Origin of the sequence: Curtobacterium sp. MCLR17_031, assembly GCF_003234775.2 — a bacterium.
In the GTDB taxonomy this organism is placed as follows: domain Bacteria; phylum Actinomycetota; class Actinomycetes; order Actinomycetales; family Microbacteriaceae; genus Curtobacterium; species Curtobacterium flaccumfaciens.
In genome coordinates this window covers 410,287-423,678 of sequence record NZ_CP126270.1, presented here as the reverse complement: position 1 = coordinate 423,678, position 13,392 = coordinate 410,287, and the positions used below count along the sequence as shown (strand labels likewise).

Here is a 13,392-nt window from a genome sequence, read left to right as displayed (position 1 = left end):
TCCCGTCCGTCGGAACGCGCGTCTACGGCTTGGTGGCCGCGTCGATCGTGTTCTCGGCGATCGTGTCCTCTTCACGGCCGGGCGTGCGGAGGTTCCACTTCTTGATCACGAAACTGAACAGGAAGTAGTACACGACCGCGTAGCCGAGGCCGATCGGGATGAGCCAGATCGCACCGTCCGCCTTGCCGAAGTTCAGCACGTAGTCGATCGCACCGGCCGAGAACGAGAAGCCGTCGTGGATCCCGAGGGCGTTCACCAGCGCCAGCGAGGTGCCCGTGAGCACCGCGTGGATCACGTAGAGCGGGAACGCGACGAACATGAACGAGTACTCGAGCGGCTCGGTGATGCCCGTGACGAACGAGGTCAGTGCGGCGGAGATCATGATGCCGCCGACGAGCTTGCGGTTCTGCGGCTTGGCGTTGCGCCAGATCGCCAGGGCACCGGCGGGCAGCGCGAACATCATGATCGGGAAGAAGCCGGTCTGGAAGATGCCGGCGGTCGGGTCGCCCGCGAGGAAGCGAGGGATGTCACCGTGGACGAGGTCGCCGGCCGCGTTGGTGAAGCTGCCGAGCTGGAACCACGGGAAGAAGTTGAGCAGCTGGTGCAGCCCGATCGGGATGAGCATGCGGTTCGCGAACCCGAAGATGCCGCCGCCGATGACGGCGTTGTCGGCCACTGCCGTCCCCGCCGCGGTCAGCGCGATGTCGAAGTAGCGGTACACGAAGGACATCGCGACAGCGATGACGAGACCGGCAGCAGCGGTGAGGATGGGGACGAGGCGACGGCCCGAGAAGAACCCGAGGAAGTCGGGCATCTTCGTGCGGTGGAACTTCTCCCACATCACGGCGGAGACGAGACCCATCACGATGCCGCCGAGCACGCCGTAGTTGATCGTGGCCTGCTCGCCGTTGGCGTTCTTGACCCCGGCGAGGACGACCGGCGACATCACTGCGAACACCTCGTACATGACCATGTAGCCGACGACCGCAGCGAGCGCGGTGGTGCCGTCCGACTTCTTCGCCCAGCCGATCGCGATGCCCACCGCGAACAGCAGCGGGAGCCACGTGAAGATCGCCTGGCCGGCAGCCGAGATGACTCCGGCGCCCGTCTCGAAGCCGGGGATCGCACCGAGCAGGTCGGGCTGGCCGATGCGGTTCAGGATGCCCGCTGCAGGCATGACCGCGATCGGCAGGAGCAGGCTCCGTCCGAGGCGCTGGGCCTGTGCGAACAGCCGTGACTGCTTCTTCGGCTTCTTCTTCTCCGGCACATCCGCGGCAGTGGTGGCGCTCATCGGAGGTCCTCTCGTCATTGGGTGGAGCTGTCGGGGTGAGTTGAGTCGTGCAGCCAGCGCAGGTAACCTCGGCGGTGTCGCCAGGTCCGGTCCTGTCCGGTCATGACCAGTTCCGTAGTCTGATCCGAGAGCGGTCCGGTGTCAACCTGCGACGCAAACCCTTAACGAGGAGGAAACGATGGCCGACATCAAGGCAGCCGACATCATCGCCGCACTCGGCGGCGCCGAGAACATCGAAGAGGTCGAGGGCTGCATCACGCGCCTCCGCGTCGAGGTCGAGGACGGGGACCTGGTCGACAAGGCCGCCCTGCAGGCAGCCGGAGCCCAGGCGGTCATCGGTGGCGGCACCGGCTGGCAGGTCATCGTCGGCACGGTCGCCGACAACCTCGCCCAGGACATCCAGGACGAACTGTGACCGTCGTCCGCACCCCGTTCGGCGGCCCGGTCGTCGCCCTCGCCGACGTGCCCGACCCGGTGTTCGCCGGGCAGCTGGTCGGCGCCGGCGTCGCGGTCGACCCGACGGGCGTCGAGGGTGCGATCACCGCGGTGGCCCCGGTCGACGGCACCATCGTCAAGCTGCACCCGCACGCGTTCGCCCTGCAGGGCACCGCTGGCACCGACGTCCTGGTGCACGTCGGCATCGACACCGTGAAGCTCTCCGGCGAGGGGTTCGAGCTCCTCGCGACCGAGGGCGACACGGTCACCGCCGGTGACCCCGTCGTGCGGTTCACCCCCTCGGTGATCACAGCAGCCGGGTACTCGCCGATCTGCCCGGTCGTCGTGCTCGGCTCGACGCCGGACAGCGTCGACCAGGGGACGGTCGGCACCACGGTGCTCGACGGCGACACCCTCTTCGAGGTCTAGGGCCACTTCCCCCTTCGAGAGCGACTGTGTACTGCGGAACACCCGCAGCGCACAGTCGCTTTCGCGTTGTCGGGCGGACTACGCGACCGCGGGGGTCGCGGTGACCTCCATCTGCACGCGGTAGCGGTCTGAGCGGTACCAGCTGCGGGTGTGCTCCACGGGTCGCTCCCCCGCGTACGACACCCGGTCGAACTCGAGCACCGGCGCTCCGGTCTTCGTCCCGAGCAGGGTCGCGACGTCGTCGGCCGCCGGGTTCGCCGCGACGGTCTGCTGCGCGCGGTCGATCGGGGTGCCGTACTCCGTGGCGATGATCGAGTACACCGACCCCGACAGGTCGTGGTCGAGCAGGCCCGGGAACGCGTCGGCCACGAGCCAGGCGTCGTCGATCGACACCGGGGCACCATCGGCCATCCGCAGGCGCTTCACGTGGAAGGCCGGCACGTCCGGGTCGATCCGCAGGGCTGCGGCGGTGTCGGCCGGCGGCACCCGCTCTTCACGCACGAGCACCACGGTGGTCGGCTCGTGCCCCATGGCCCGCATCTCCTCGGTGAACGAGGCGAGGTGCAGCGTCGACTGCACGGGCCGGTGCGCCACGAAGGTGCCCTTGCCGCGGACGCGCTCCAGGTAGCCCTCGTTGACCAGCTGCCCGAGGGCTTCACGCACGGTGATCCGCGAGACGCCGTACTCGGCGATGAGCTGACGTTCGGACGGGATCGCAGCGCCGGGAGCCAGTCGCGTGGTGACCAGGTCGAGCAGGATGCGCCGCAGCTGCTGGTGCTTCGGTTCGGCACCCTCGGTGATGCGGCTCGTCATGCGTCCCTCGTGCTCCGTTGCTGGTCCTGGGCGGTGGTCATGCGCGGACATGACCAGTTCCCATCACAGTAGCGAGTCAGGCCGGGAAGACCAATGTGCGCGGCGACGAACGAGCGGAGCGGGTGTTCAGGCGTTGGCGACGAGCCAGGCGAACTGCTCGTCGGGGAGCAGCCGATCGGTCCAGACCTGCCCCTCGACGCCGGCGGCGGCACGGTTCTGCGCGGCGGGAGCCCCCTGCCACACCAGCGACAGCCCCGCACGACGCAGCACGGCGGCAGAAGCAGGGTTGTTCGTGAGCACCCGGCCGGTCACCGGGACGTCCGGAGCGGTGTCGGCGGCGGCACGCACGGCAGCGAGGGCGATCTCGGACGCGAAGCCCTGCCCCCATGCCGCGGGCGCCAGGCGGTAGCCGAGGTTCCAGACCCCACCGGCGGTCATGTCGACCCCGCCCACCCCGACGAAGGCGTGGTCGGAGGCGCTGCGGACCGCCCAGGACCCGAGGCCGTGGCGTGCACGACCGCCGATCTTGCGCTGCACCATGTCCACGCTCGAGCTCCGCGCCACGTGCCGACCCGTGGGCAGGTGCTGCCACGTGCGGGCGTCCGAGAAGAGCGCGTGCACGTCGTCGATGTCGGCCGGGGTCAGCGGGGTGAGCAGGAGGCGATCCGTTCGGATCTCCTGCGAGGGGGTCAGGAGCTGGTGGACCATGCACCGATCATGCCGCCGACCCCCGACATCCGTGTGAACACCACGCGACGTTTGCGGAAGCCCGCAGATGGTGAGCAGAAACGGTCGAGTGGCTCGAAGCAAGCCGACCATTTCTGCTCACGAAGCGGAACGACCGAACGACCGACGCTAGTCGAGCAGGAGCGCGGGCTCCTCGAGCACCGAGGCGACGTCGTGCACGAAGCGGGACGCCACGTCACCGTCGACGACCCGGTGGTCGAACGACGCACCGATGGTGGTCACCATGCGCGAGCGGACCTCGCCGTCGACGACCCACGGCTTCGGCTTGATCGTGCCCATGGCGACGATCGCGACCTCGCCAGGGTTGAGGATCGGGGTCCCGGTGTCCATGCCGAACACGCCGATGTTCGTGATCGACACCGTGCCGTTCGCCATCTGCTTCGGCGTGGTCTTGCCGTCGCGAGCGGTCAGGGTGAGCTCTTCGAGCGCCTGCGCCAGCTCGAGCAGCGACATGTCCTGCGCGTCCTTGATGTTCGGCACGATGAGCCCGCGCGGGGTCGCCGCGGCGATGCCGAGGTTCACGAAGTGGTGGACGATGATCTCGCGGTCGGTCCAGGTCGAGTTCACCGAGCGGTTCCGGCGGACGGCCCAGATGACGGCCTTCGCGACGATGAGCAACGGCGAGACCTTGACGCCGGCGAACGTCGGCGAGGCCTTGAGCCGCTTGACGAACTCCATCGTGTGGGTCGCGTCGACGTCGACGAACAGCGACACGTGCGGTGCCGTGAACGCGGACGTGGTCATCGCGGTCGCGATGGCCTTGCGGACGCCCTTGACCGGGATCGTCTCGCTGCGGACCTCGCCCCACTCGGGCGTCTCGATGTTCCGGAAGACGCTGGCCTGCTTCGCGTGCCGGATGACGTCGTCACGGGTGACCTCGCCGGCCAGACCGGTCGCGACGATCTCGGTCAGTTCGACGCCGAGGTCCTTCGCGAGCTTCCGGATCGGCGGCTTCGCCAGCACGTTGGTCGCGGTGCTCTGCTTGTGCGCGGAGCCCGTGCCGAGGGCGCTGATCGCCTCGGCGGTGCTCTCCTCGCCCGGGTCGACGGAGGCTTCGGCCGCCGCGGCGGTGTCCACACTGGAGGCGCGGCTCGCCTCGGCCGCGAGCGCTGCGGCCCGGCGGGCGCCGGGCTTGCGACGGGAGGGCGACGAGGTCGCCGAGCCGTAGCCGACGAGGACGGCACCGGAGGACTCGTCCGTGCCCTGGACGGTCGCGTCGACCGCGACCGGCTGGACCGGCGCCGCCGGCGCGGCGGCAGGGGCAGGTTCTGCCGGTGCGGGGGCAGCAGCGCGTGCCGGCACCGCCGCGGGAGCGGGAGGGGTCTGCGCGACCGGAGCCGACGGGGCGGCAGCGGTCGGAGGGGTGGACGCGACCATGGGCGAGACCGGGGCGGTCTGGGCGACGGGCGCCGCGCCTCCAGGCTGCTCGACAGGCTGTTCCGCAGGCGGCGTGAGGGCCGCACCGGAGGCGACCGACGCGTCCGAGTCGACGCGGATGATCGGCTTGCCGACCTCGACCGTGTCACCCTCGGACACGAGCAGACCCGTGACGGTGCCGGCGAACGGCGACGGCAGCTCGACGAGCGACTTCGCGGTCTCGATCTCGACGAGCACCTGGTCGACGGCGATCTCGTCCCCGATCGCGACGCGCCACTGCACGATCTCGGCCTCGGTGAGACCTTCACCCACGTCGGGCAGGGGGAATTCGGCGGCGGCCACTACGGCTCCTTCGCGGATCTGGTCGTGCTCGGTCGGACGGGTCAGTAGGCGAGGGCGCGGTCGACGGCCTCGAGGATGCGGTCGGCATCCGGCAGGTGCAGGTGCTCGAGCTTCGAGACCGGGAACGGCACGTCGAAGCCGGAGACCCGCAGCGGCGGTGCCTGCATCGTGTAGAACGCCCGCTCGGCGACGGTCGCGGCGATCTCGCTGCCGACGCTGACGAAGCCGGAGGCCTCTTGCGCGATGACCAGGCGACCGGTCTTGCGGACGGAGGCGAGCAGCGGCTCCCAGTCGATCGGCGAGATCGAGCGGAGGTCGATGACCTCGCAGCTGGTGCCCTCGGCCTCGGCGATGTCCGCCGCCTGCATCAGGGTGGCGACCATGGCGCCGTGCCCGACGAGCGTGACCTCGGTGCCGGTGCGGGCGACGCGGGTCGTGTGCATCGGGACGTGGCCGTCGACGAGGTCCACCTGGCCCTTGGGCCAGTAGCGGGACTTCGGCTCGAGGAAGACCACCGGGTCCTTCGACGCGATGGCCTCCTGGATCATCCAGTAGGCGTCGTTCGGGGTGCTCGGGCTGACGACCCGCAGGCCCGGGGTGTGCGCGAAGTACGCCTCGGGGGACTCCTGGTGGTGCTCCACGGCGCCGATGTGGCCGCCGTAGGGGATGCGGATGACGACGGGCAGCGACATGTGTGCCGGCAGGCGGTTCGCCATCTTCGCGAGCTGCGAGGTGATCTGGTCGAACCCGGGCCACACGAAGCCGTCGAACTGGATCTCGACGACCGGGCGGTAGCCGCGCAGGGCGAGGCCGATAGCGGTGCCGATGATGCCGGCCTCGGCGAGCGGGGTGTCCCGCACACGCTCGGTGCCGAAACGGTCCTGCAGGCCCTCGGTGATGCGGAAGACGCCGCCCAGCTGGCCGATGTCCTCGCCCATCAGCAGGACCTTGTCGTCCGCTTCCATGGCCGCGGCGAGCCCGGCGTTCAGGGCCTTGGCCATCGGCAGGGTCGGGGTGGGGTCACTCGGGACCTCGCCGGCGCCCGGGTGGGAGCGCAGGGTGTAGTCGAAGAGCTGCTCGGTGGTGCTCATGCGTGGGCGCCCCCTTCGAAGCCGGCCTCGTACTGGGCGAGCCAGGCCTTCTGCTCGGTGATCCGCGGGTGCGGTTCGCGGTACACGTTGTCGAACATGACGTCGACGGACGGTGCGGTCAGGGCGACGGTGCGGCGTCGGACGTCGGCGGCGATGTCCTCGCCCTCTTCGTCGAACGCGGCGAACTGCTCGTCCGTCGCACCCTTCGAGCGCAGGTACGCCTCGGACCGGACGATCGGGTCGCGCAGGACCCACTCCTCGAGCTCGCCGTCGGCGCGGTACCGGCTCGGGTCGTCGGAGCTGGTGTGCGCACCGATGCGGTAGGTGTCGGCCTCGATGAAGGCCGGGCCCTGGCCGCTGCGGGCGTGCTCGGTCGCGACGACCGACGCCGTGTAGGACGCGAGGATGTCGTTGCCGTCGATCAGGACACTCGGGATCCCGAAGCCGCGCGGGCGGTCGACGAGCGGCGTCGGGGACTGCACCGACACCGGCACCGAGATGGCCCAGTGGTTGTTCTGCAGGAAGAACACGACGGGCGCCTTGGTCGACGCGGAGAACACGAAGGCCTCGTTCACGTCGCCCTGGCTCGTGGCGCCGTCGCCGAAGTAGACGATCGAGCAGGCGTCGCGTTCCGGGTCGCCCGTGCCCACGTCGCCGTCGAGCTTCTGGCCGAGCGCGTACCCGGTGGCGTGCAGGGTCTGCGAGCCGATCACCAGGGTGGAGATGTGCGTGTTGCCGCGCTGGTCCGGGTCCCACCCGCCGTGGGTCTGCCCGCGGTACATCGCGATGATCTCCATCGGCTCGACGCCGCGGTGCATCGTGACGGCGTGCTCGCGGTAGGACGGGAACACGTGGTCCTGGGCGCGCAGGGCGAAGGCCGAGCCGGTCTGTGCCGCCTCTTGCCCGTGGCTGGGCACCCACAGGCCGAGCTGGCCGGTGCGCTGGAGGTTGTGGCCGGCGTGGTCGAACCGACGGGTGAGCACCATGCGGCGGTGCATCGCCAGCAGGGTCTCGTCGGGGATCGCCCGCGCGGCGGCGGCGAACTCGGCGTTCTCGTCGGTCTCCACGAACCGACCCTCGGGGTCGAGGAGCCGGACGGTGGTCGTCGCGGGAGCCGCGGCGCGGAATGACATGCGGGCCAGCGTAGCGCCAGGCACTAGTCGGCCACCTGGAGGTCCCCCACAAGTGAGCGGGCTGTTTGGAGGAGCGTTTCCACAGCTTCGTGCTCGCCGATCGAGATGCGGATGCCCTCTGGCGGGAAAGCCCGGACGATGATGCCGGCGTCCTCGAACGCGGCCGCCGCGGTCGCCGTCCGCTCGCCCGTCGGCAGCCAGAGGAAGTTGCCCTGGGCGTCGGGGACGTCCCAGCCCTGTGCCCGGAGCTCGACGACGATCCGGTCGCGCAGGGTGGCGATCTCGGTCACGCGTCCGAGCAGTTCGGCCTCGCGTTCCAGGCTGGCGAGCGCGGCCGCCTGGCCCTGGGCGGTCACGGACAGCGGGATCGCGCAGGCCCGGACGGCGTCGAGCACGTAGTCCGGACCGAGCGCGTAGCCCACCCGGAGCCCGGCGAGCCCGTACGCCTTCGAGAAGGTGCGGAGGACCACGAGGTTGGGGTGCGCGGCGAGCAGCGGGTGGCCGTGCACGGCGGCCTCGTCGGTCACGAACTCGGCGTATGCCTCGTCGAGCACGACCAGCACCGACTGCGGCACCGCGGCCATGAACGCGTCGAACTCCGCGGCGGTCACGATCGGCCCCGTCGGGTTGTTCGGCGAGCAGACGAGCACCATGCGGGTGCGTTCGGTGACGGCCGCGGCCATCGCGTCGAGGTCGTGCCCGCCGTCGGCGCGGTTCGGCACCTGCACGCTGGTGGCGCCGGCGACCGTGACGACGCCCGGGTACGCCTCGAACGAGCGCCAGGCGTAGACGATCTCGTCACCAGGGCCGGAGGTCGCGCGGGCGAGCTCGTGCAGGATCGCGACGCTGCCCGGGGCGACGTGCACCTGCTCGGCGGTCAGCCCGAAGCGGTTGGCCAGCACGGCGCGCAGGGCGAGGGCGGTGGCGTCGGGGTAGCGGTTGTACGAGGTCTGGGCCTGCACGGCCTCGACGACCCCGGGGAGCGGCGGGAACGGGTTCTCGTTGCTCGACAGCTTGAAGGCGGAGTCGGACGCCTGTCGCCCCTGCTTGTACGCGGGGAGGACGGCCACCTCGGGCCGGATGTGCACACGCTGCTCGCTCACGGGTCCAGGCTACCGGCAGGCCCACGGCACCCACGAGGGGAACGAGGGCATCATGGGCGCATGCGATTCCTCGTCCGCCTCGTCGTCAACGCCCTCGCGCTCTGGCTCACCACGCTCATCGTCAGCGGCGTCTCCGTGACGCCGTTCGGCGACGGCGGGACCACTGCGACCGTCCTCACCTTCCTGCTCGTGGCGTTCGTGTTCGGTCTCGTGAACGCGGTGATCGGCACGCTCATCCGGATCGTGGCGTTCCCGCTCTACATCCTCACGCTCGGGCTCATCTCGTTCGTCGTGAACGCGATCCTGCTGCTCATCGTCGCGGGCATCTCGGAGGCGTTCGGCTTCGGGCTCGAGGTCGACTCCTTCGGCTGGGGCATCGTCGGCGCCTTCGTGCTCGCGGTCTTCGCCTGGCTGATCGGGCTCTTCGCCCGCCCGGTGCTCAACCGCCAGCGGGCGTGACCCCGGCGGACCTCGCGGAGGACCCCGCCCTGCGTCATGATGTGCTCATGACCCAGGACGTCGACGCCCCGTTCCGCGTCTCGTTCGTCTGCAGCGGCAACATCTGCCGCTCCCCCATGGCCGGTGTCGTGTTCGCGCAGATCGCCGCGGACGCCGGCCTGGCCGACCGCTTCCAGGTGGAGTCGGCCGGCACCGGTGACTGGCACGTCGGCGAACCCGCCGACGAGCGCACGATCGCAGCGCTGGCGGCGCGCGGATACGATGGCAGCAGGCATCGCGCCCGTCAGTTCGACCCGGACCGGTTCCCGGACCTCGACCTGGTGGTCGCACTCGACCGCTCCCACGAGCGCATCCTGCGTTCGTGGGCCCCGACCATGGACGACTCCGCCAAGGTGACGCTCCTGTTGCGGTACGACGCCGCCTGGCCCCAGCAGGCCGACGTGCCGGACCCGTACTACGCGGACCGGCACGAGTTCGACCGAGTGCTCTCGACCGTCGAACGGGCCTGCCGGGCGCTCTTCCACCAGCTCGAGCCGGCAGTCCGTCAGGGAGCCCCATGACCCCCCTTCCCCCGCAGCCGATCAGCCCGCTCGACGGGCGCTACTACCCGATCGTGCACACGGTGGGCGAGCACCTCTCCGAGGCCGGCCTCAACCGCGCGCGCATCGTGGTCGAGGTCGAGTGGCTCATCTTCCTGACCGACCACGCGATGTTCACCACCTCGCCGCTCAGCGTCGACGACAAGGCAGCACTGCGCCGGATCGTCGAGACCTTCGGCCAGGACCAGATCGCGGAGCTCGCCGAGATCGAGGCGACGACCCGTCACGACGTCAAGGCCGTCGAGTACTTCGTGCGCCGCCGACTGTCCGAGCTCGGGCTCGACGCGATCGCCGAACTCACCCACTTCGCCGCCACGAGCGAGGACGTCAACAACCTGTCCTACGCACTCACCGTGCGGGACACCGTCGAGCAGGTCTGGCTCCCCGGCTTCCGTGCCGTGCTCGAGAAGCTCCGGACGCTCGCCGTCGAGCTGAAGAGCGTGCCGATGCTCTCGCACACCCACGGTCAGCCGGCCACCCCGACGACGCTCGGCAAGGAGCTCGCGGTCGTCGTCTACCGGCTCGAGCGCGTGCTCGCGCAGATCGAGGGCGGCGAGTACCTCGGCAAGTTCTCCGGCGCGACCGGCACCTTCTCGGCACACCTCGCCGCCGACCCCGAGGCCGACTGGCCCGCGCTGTCCCGCGAGTTCGTCGAGGGCCTCGGCCTGACGTGGAACCCGCTCACCACGCAGATCGAGTCGCACGACTGGCAGGCCGAGCTCTACGACCGGGTCCGTCACGCCAACCGGATCCTGCACAACCTGGCCACCGACGTGTGGACCTACATCTCGATGGGGTACTTCACGCAGATCCCCGTCGCGGGGGCCACCGGGTCGTCGACGATGCCGCACAAGATCAACCCGATCAAGTTCGAGAACGCCGAGGCGAACCTCGAGATCTCGTCGGCACTCTTCTCGACGCTGTCCGAGACCCTCGTGACCAGCCGACTGCAGCGCGACCTGACCGACTCCACCACGCAGCGGAACATCGGCGTCGCGTTCGGGCACTCGCTGCTCGCGCTCGACAACCTGCGCCGCGGACTGGGCGAGATCGCCGTGAACGAGGCCAAGCTCGCCGACGACCTCGACCACAACTGGGAGGTCCTCGCCGAGGCCATCCAGACGGTCATCCGTGCCGAGGTCACGGCCGGGCAGTCGAACATCGAGGACCCCTACGCGATGCTCAAGGAGCTCACGCGGGGCAAGCGGGTGAGCCAGCAGGACCTCATCGTGTTCGTGAACCGTCTGGACATCTCCGACGGCGCGAAGGCCCGGCTGACCAACCTGACGCCGGCGACCTACACGGGCCTGGCGGACGAGCTGGTCGACCACCTCGACGTCTGAGCACGACGGACCGGCGGCCGGACGGTCGTCGGTCCGTCATCGGATCCGCATTCGGGGGGTGCGGAATCCTGAGCGGTTCGATAGGTTCGTATCGCTGAGTACATCTCAGCACGGGGGGCGTCGCAGTGGATGCACCCTGTCCACTGACCGGATGGATCTCCACACCGTGCTTCGTTCTCGCATCACCGCGGCCGCCGTCGGCGCCACCGTGCTCGGCGTCTCCGCCGCCCTCGTCCCGACGGTCTCGACCGCAGTCGTGACGAGCACCGCTGCTTCGGCCATCGTCACCTGGACCGACTCGGCCGACGACTTCACCGCCGCGCCGACCGGCACCTTCCCGCTGACCGACCAGTGGTACTGGGCGTCCGTGACCGACCTGGACGGTGGCGGTTCGATCACCGATCACGCCACGCTGGACGAGGACGGCCTGTCCGTCTCCGAGGGCGAGGCCGTCGGCCTGGTCCGCGGCCTGAACAAGCCCGTGCCCGCGAGCAGCGTCCCCGCCCTCGCCGCCGGCATCAGCATGACGACCACCGGGGCGACGAGCTTCGGTCTCGCGGTCAAGGAGGGCGGCGACGCCAGCGCGCAGACCGTGGTCTTCGCCACGGACGCGCCCGAGACCGGTGACGGCGTCGGCATCTCCGACGGCACCAGCAACTGGATCGACCCCGCGACCGGCGAGGTCGAGTCGACGACGGAGCTCACCGCCGACCTCGAGGCCGCCGACGCGCAGGTCGTCGGGTACGTCGTCTACGTCGGCATCGACGTCGCCGCCGACACCACGGCGCCGCCGACGCCCGAGCCGACCGAGACGCCCGCTCCGACCGACGAGCCCACCCCGGCCCCGACCGTCGACGGCACCCCGGCACCGAGCGCGCTGCCCAGCAGCGAGCTGAAGAGCCTCGCCGCCCCGCTCGAGGCGAACGGTCAGTCCCTCGCCGCCGACGCCAGCGGTTCGATCTCCGCGCTCCGCATCGACGACACCACGACGTACTTCACGCCGCAGCCGACCGCGACCGCCGACGCGCCGACGTCCGTGCGCGTGTCGCAGACCCTCACCGGATTCCAGGTGACGGGTGCAGGCTTCGCCCCGAACGAGTCCGTCGCGGCGACCGTCACGCAGGGCGGCGAGACCTACTCGATCCGCACCAACGCCTCGGTGGCGGACGACGAGGGCGACATCGTCGTCGTGGTGGTCCTGCCCGAGGGCGCCGTGAGCGCCGGCGCGTACACCGCCACGCTCGAAGGCCGGTCCTCGAGCCAGACCGCTTCGGCCGATGGCACCTTCGTCGCCGACCCGGCCGCTGCCGGTGACCCGGGCACGGCACCGGTCGCCGTCCCGGTGCCCGGAACGGCGAACTTCACGGGCTGATCTTGCCGATCCTCCCGACCGAGCCACGGCGGCGTGCGACTGTGATCGCCGCCGCCGTGGCCGTCGTCTGTGCGGGGGCCGTCGCGTTCGTCGCGCTCGGTCCCCTGTCGGCCGCGCCCGCCCCGACACCGACCCGGTCCGTCGCGGCACCGACGCCGACCCCCACGACGACACCGGAGCCGACCCGGTCAGCAGCACCCGTCGACGCGGTCGACGCCCCGGCCAGCACCACCGTCGCCGCCGTGACCGGCGCGTCCGTCCCGGTCAGCGCGAGCGCGGGCGGCAAAGCGACACAGACGCTCGAGAACCCGCAGGCGTCCGGAGCCCCGCTCGTCTTCCGGGTCGTCGACCAGCAGGACGGCTGGGCCGAGGTGCAGCTCGCACAACGCCCGAACGGCAGCACCGGCTGGGTGCCGACCAGCGCCGTCACCCTGACCGAGGACCCGTACGCGATCGTCGTCACCCGCTCGACGAAGACGCTCGACCTGTACAAGGACGGCAAGGTCGTCGACAGCTACCCCGTCGCCACCGGCACCGGCGGCACCCCGTCGCCGACCGGCCGGTTCGCGCTCACCGAGCTGCTCGCGCCGACCAACGAGGGCTACGGCCCGTACGCGTACGGCACGACGGCGTTCTCGGACGTGCTCAACTCGTTCGGCGGCGGCCCCGGCCAGATCGGGCTGCACGGCACGGAGGACACGTCGAGCATCGGCACCGCCGCCTCGCACGGCTGCATCCGCATGCACAACGCCGACATCACCGCGCTGGCGGAGCGCCTGCCGCTCGGCACGCCGTTCCAGGTGCGCTGACGTTCCAGGTGCGCTGACAGGCGGCCTGGAGGCACGGCGTGCGCCCGGC

The 13,392-nt window shown here is 70.6% G+C and carries 14 protein-coding genes; 7 read left to right on the top strand and 7 right to left on the bottom strand.

The features are described 5' to 3' along the window. Positions 1-22: 22 nt before the first annotated feature. A complete protein-coding gene (locus tag DEI96_RS02180) occupies positions 23-1,291 on the bottom strand; it encodes a PTS transporter subunit EIIC (protein WP_111024691.1) in 1,269 nt (422 codons plus the stop codon). A gap of 178 nt (positions 1,292-1,469) precedes the next feature. Between DEI96_RS02180 and DEI96_RS02175 the strand changes: the two genes are divergently transcribed. Next, on the top strand, positions 1,470-1,706 hold the full coding sequence (locus tag DEI96_RS02175) for a PTS sugar transporter subunit IIB (RefSeq protein ID WP_027464959.1): 237 nt from the start codon (positions 1,470-1,472) through the stop codon (positions 1,704-1,706). Further along, the gene (locus DEI96_RS02170) at positions 1,703-2,155 is read left to right on the top strand and encodes a PTS sugar transporter subunit IIA (RefSeq protein ID WP_111024692.1); all 453 of its coding nucleotides are present in this window, start codon (positions 1,703-1,705) and stop codon (positions 2,153-2,155) included. The genes DEI96_RS02175 and DEI96_RS02170 overlap by 4 nt, the downstream gene beginning before the upstream one ends. 78 nt (positions 2,156-2,233) lie before the next feature. On the opposite strand, the gene DEI96_RS02165 is transcribed toward DEI96_RS02170, so the two are convergent. The 6 genes from DEI96_RS02165 to DEI96_RS02140 form a co-directional block, all read right to left on the bottom strand. Continuing rightward, entirely contained in the window at positions 2,234-2,968 is a 735-nt protein-coding gene (locus DEI96_RS02165) for a GntR family transcriptional regulator (protein WP_017886466.1), read from the bottom strand. 126 nt (positions 2,969-3,094) lie between these two features. Then, positions 3,095-3,676 (bottom strand): GNAT family N-acetyltransferase, encoded by a 582-nt coding sequence (locus DEI96_RS02160; protein WP_176708080.1) that lies wholly within the window; start codon positions 3,674-3,676, stop codon positions 3,095-3,097. A 147-nt stretch (positions 3,677-3,823) separates the two neighbouring features. Then, entirely contained in the window at positions 3,824-5,434 is a 1,611-nt protein-coding gene (locus tag DEI96_RS02155) for a dihydrolipoamide acetyltransferase family protein (protein ID WP_111024694.1), read from the bottom strand. 41 nt (positions 5,435-5,475) lie between these two features. After that, positions 5,476-6,435 carry an alpha-ketoacid dehydrogenase subunit beta gene (locus DEI96_RS02150; protein ID WP_111024718.1) on the bottom strand — a complete coding sequence of 320 codons (960 nt, stop codon included), beginning with the start codon at positions 6,433-6,435 and terminating at the stop codon, positions 5,476-5,478. A gap of 86 nt (positions 6,436-6,521) precedes the next feature. Further along, complete coding sequence (locus DEI96_RS02145; protein ID WP_111024695.1) at positions 6,522-7,658, bottom strand: thiamine pyrophosphate-dependent dehydrogenase E1 component subunit alpha; 1,137 nt, start codon at positions 7,656-7,658, stop codon at positions 6,522-6,524. Positions 7,659-7,681: 23 nt separating this feature from the next. Beyond that, entirely contained in the window at positions 7,682-8,761 is a 1,080-nt protein-coding gene (locus DEI96_RS02140; RefSeq protein WP_071404899.1) for a histidinol-phosphate transaminase, read from the bottom strand. A gap of 60 nt (positions 8,762-8,821) precedes the next feature. Here DEI96_RS02140 and DEI96_RS02135 point away from each other — a divergent pair, with 60 nt between their 5' ends. From DEI96_RS02135 to DEI96_RS02115, 5 genes are all read left to right on the top strand, one after another. After that, entirely contained in the window at positions 8,822-9,220 is a 399-nt protein-coding gene (locus DEI96_RS02135) for a phage holin family protein (RefSeq protein ID WP_071404898.1), read from the top strand. Between the two features lie 47 nt (positions 9,221-9,267). Further along, on the top strand, positions 9,268-9,780 hold the full coding sequence (locus tag DEI96_RS02130) for a low molecular weight protein-tyrosine-phosphatase (protein ID WP_017886476.1): 513 nt from the start codon (positions 9,268-9,270) through the stop codon (positions 9,778-9,780). Beyond that, positions 9,777-11,162 carry an adenylosuccinate lyase gene (gene purB / locus DEI96_RS02125; protein ID WP_111024696.1) on the top strand — a complete coding sequence of 462 codons (1,386 nt, stop codon included), beginning with the start codon at positions 9,777-9,779 and terminating at the stop codon, positions 11,160-11,162. Before DEI96_RS02130 ends, purB begins: the two co-directional genes overlap by 4 nt. A gap of 166 nt (positions 11,163-11,328) precedes the next feature. Then, on the top strand, positions 11,329-12,534 hold the full coding sequence (locus DEI96_RS02120; protein WP_146246956.1) for a hypothetical protein: 1,206 nt from the start codon (positions 11,329-11,331) through the stop codon (positions 12,532-12,534). Positions 12,535-12,536: 2 nt separating this feature from the next. After that, entirely contained in the window at positions 12,537-13,343 is an 807-nt protein-coding gene (locus tag DEI96_RS02115) for a L,D-transpeptidase family protein (RefSeq protein ID WP_228516577.1), read from the top strand. The last annotated feature ends 49 nt before the right edge of the window (positions 13,344-13,392 follow it).

Bases quoted from the DNA above. Each gene is read 5' to 3' on its own strand.
- DEI96_RS02175 (WP_027464959.1), top strand. From the start codon at position 1,470: ATGGCCGACATCAAGGCAGCCGACATCATCGCCGCACTCGGCGGCGCC.
- DEI96_RS02145 (WP_111024695.1), bottom strand. From the start codon at position 7,658: ATGTCATTCCGCGCCGCGGCTCCCGCGACGACCACCGTCCGGCTCCTC.
- DEI96_RS02135 (WP_071404898.1), top strand. From the start codon at position 8,822: ATGCGATTCCTCGTCCGCCTCGTCGTCAACGCCCTCGCGCTCTGGCTC.
- purB (WP_111024696.1), top strand. From the start codon at position 9,777: ATGACCCCCCTTCCCCCGCAGCCGATCAGCCCGCTCGACGGGCGCTAC.
- DEI96_RS02130 (WP_017886476.1), top strand. From the start codon at position 9,268: ATGACCCAGGACGTCGACGCCCCGTTCCGCGTCTCGTTCGTCTGCAGC.
- DEI96_RS02180 (WP_111024691.1), bottom strand. From the start codon at position 1,291: ATGAGCGCCACCACTGCCGCGGATGTGCCGGAGAAGAAGAAGCCGAAG.
- DEI96_RS02150 (WP_111024718.1), bottom strand. From the start codon at position 6,435: ATGGCCAAGGCCCTGAACGCCGGGCTCGCCGCGGCCATGGAAGCGGAC.
- DEI96_RS02160 (WP_176708080.1), bottom strand. From the start codon at position 3,676: ATGGTCCACCAGCTCCTGACCCCCTCGCAGGAGATCCGAACGGATCGC.
- DEI96_RS02165 (WP_017886466.1), bottom strand. From the start codon at position 2,968: ATGACGAGCCGCATCACCGAGGGTGCCGAACCGAAGCACCAGCAGCTG.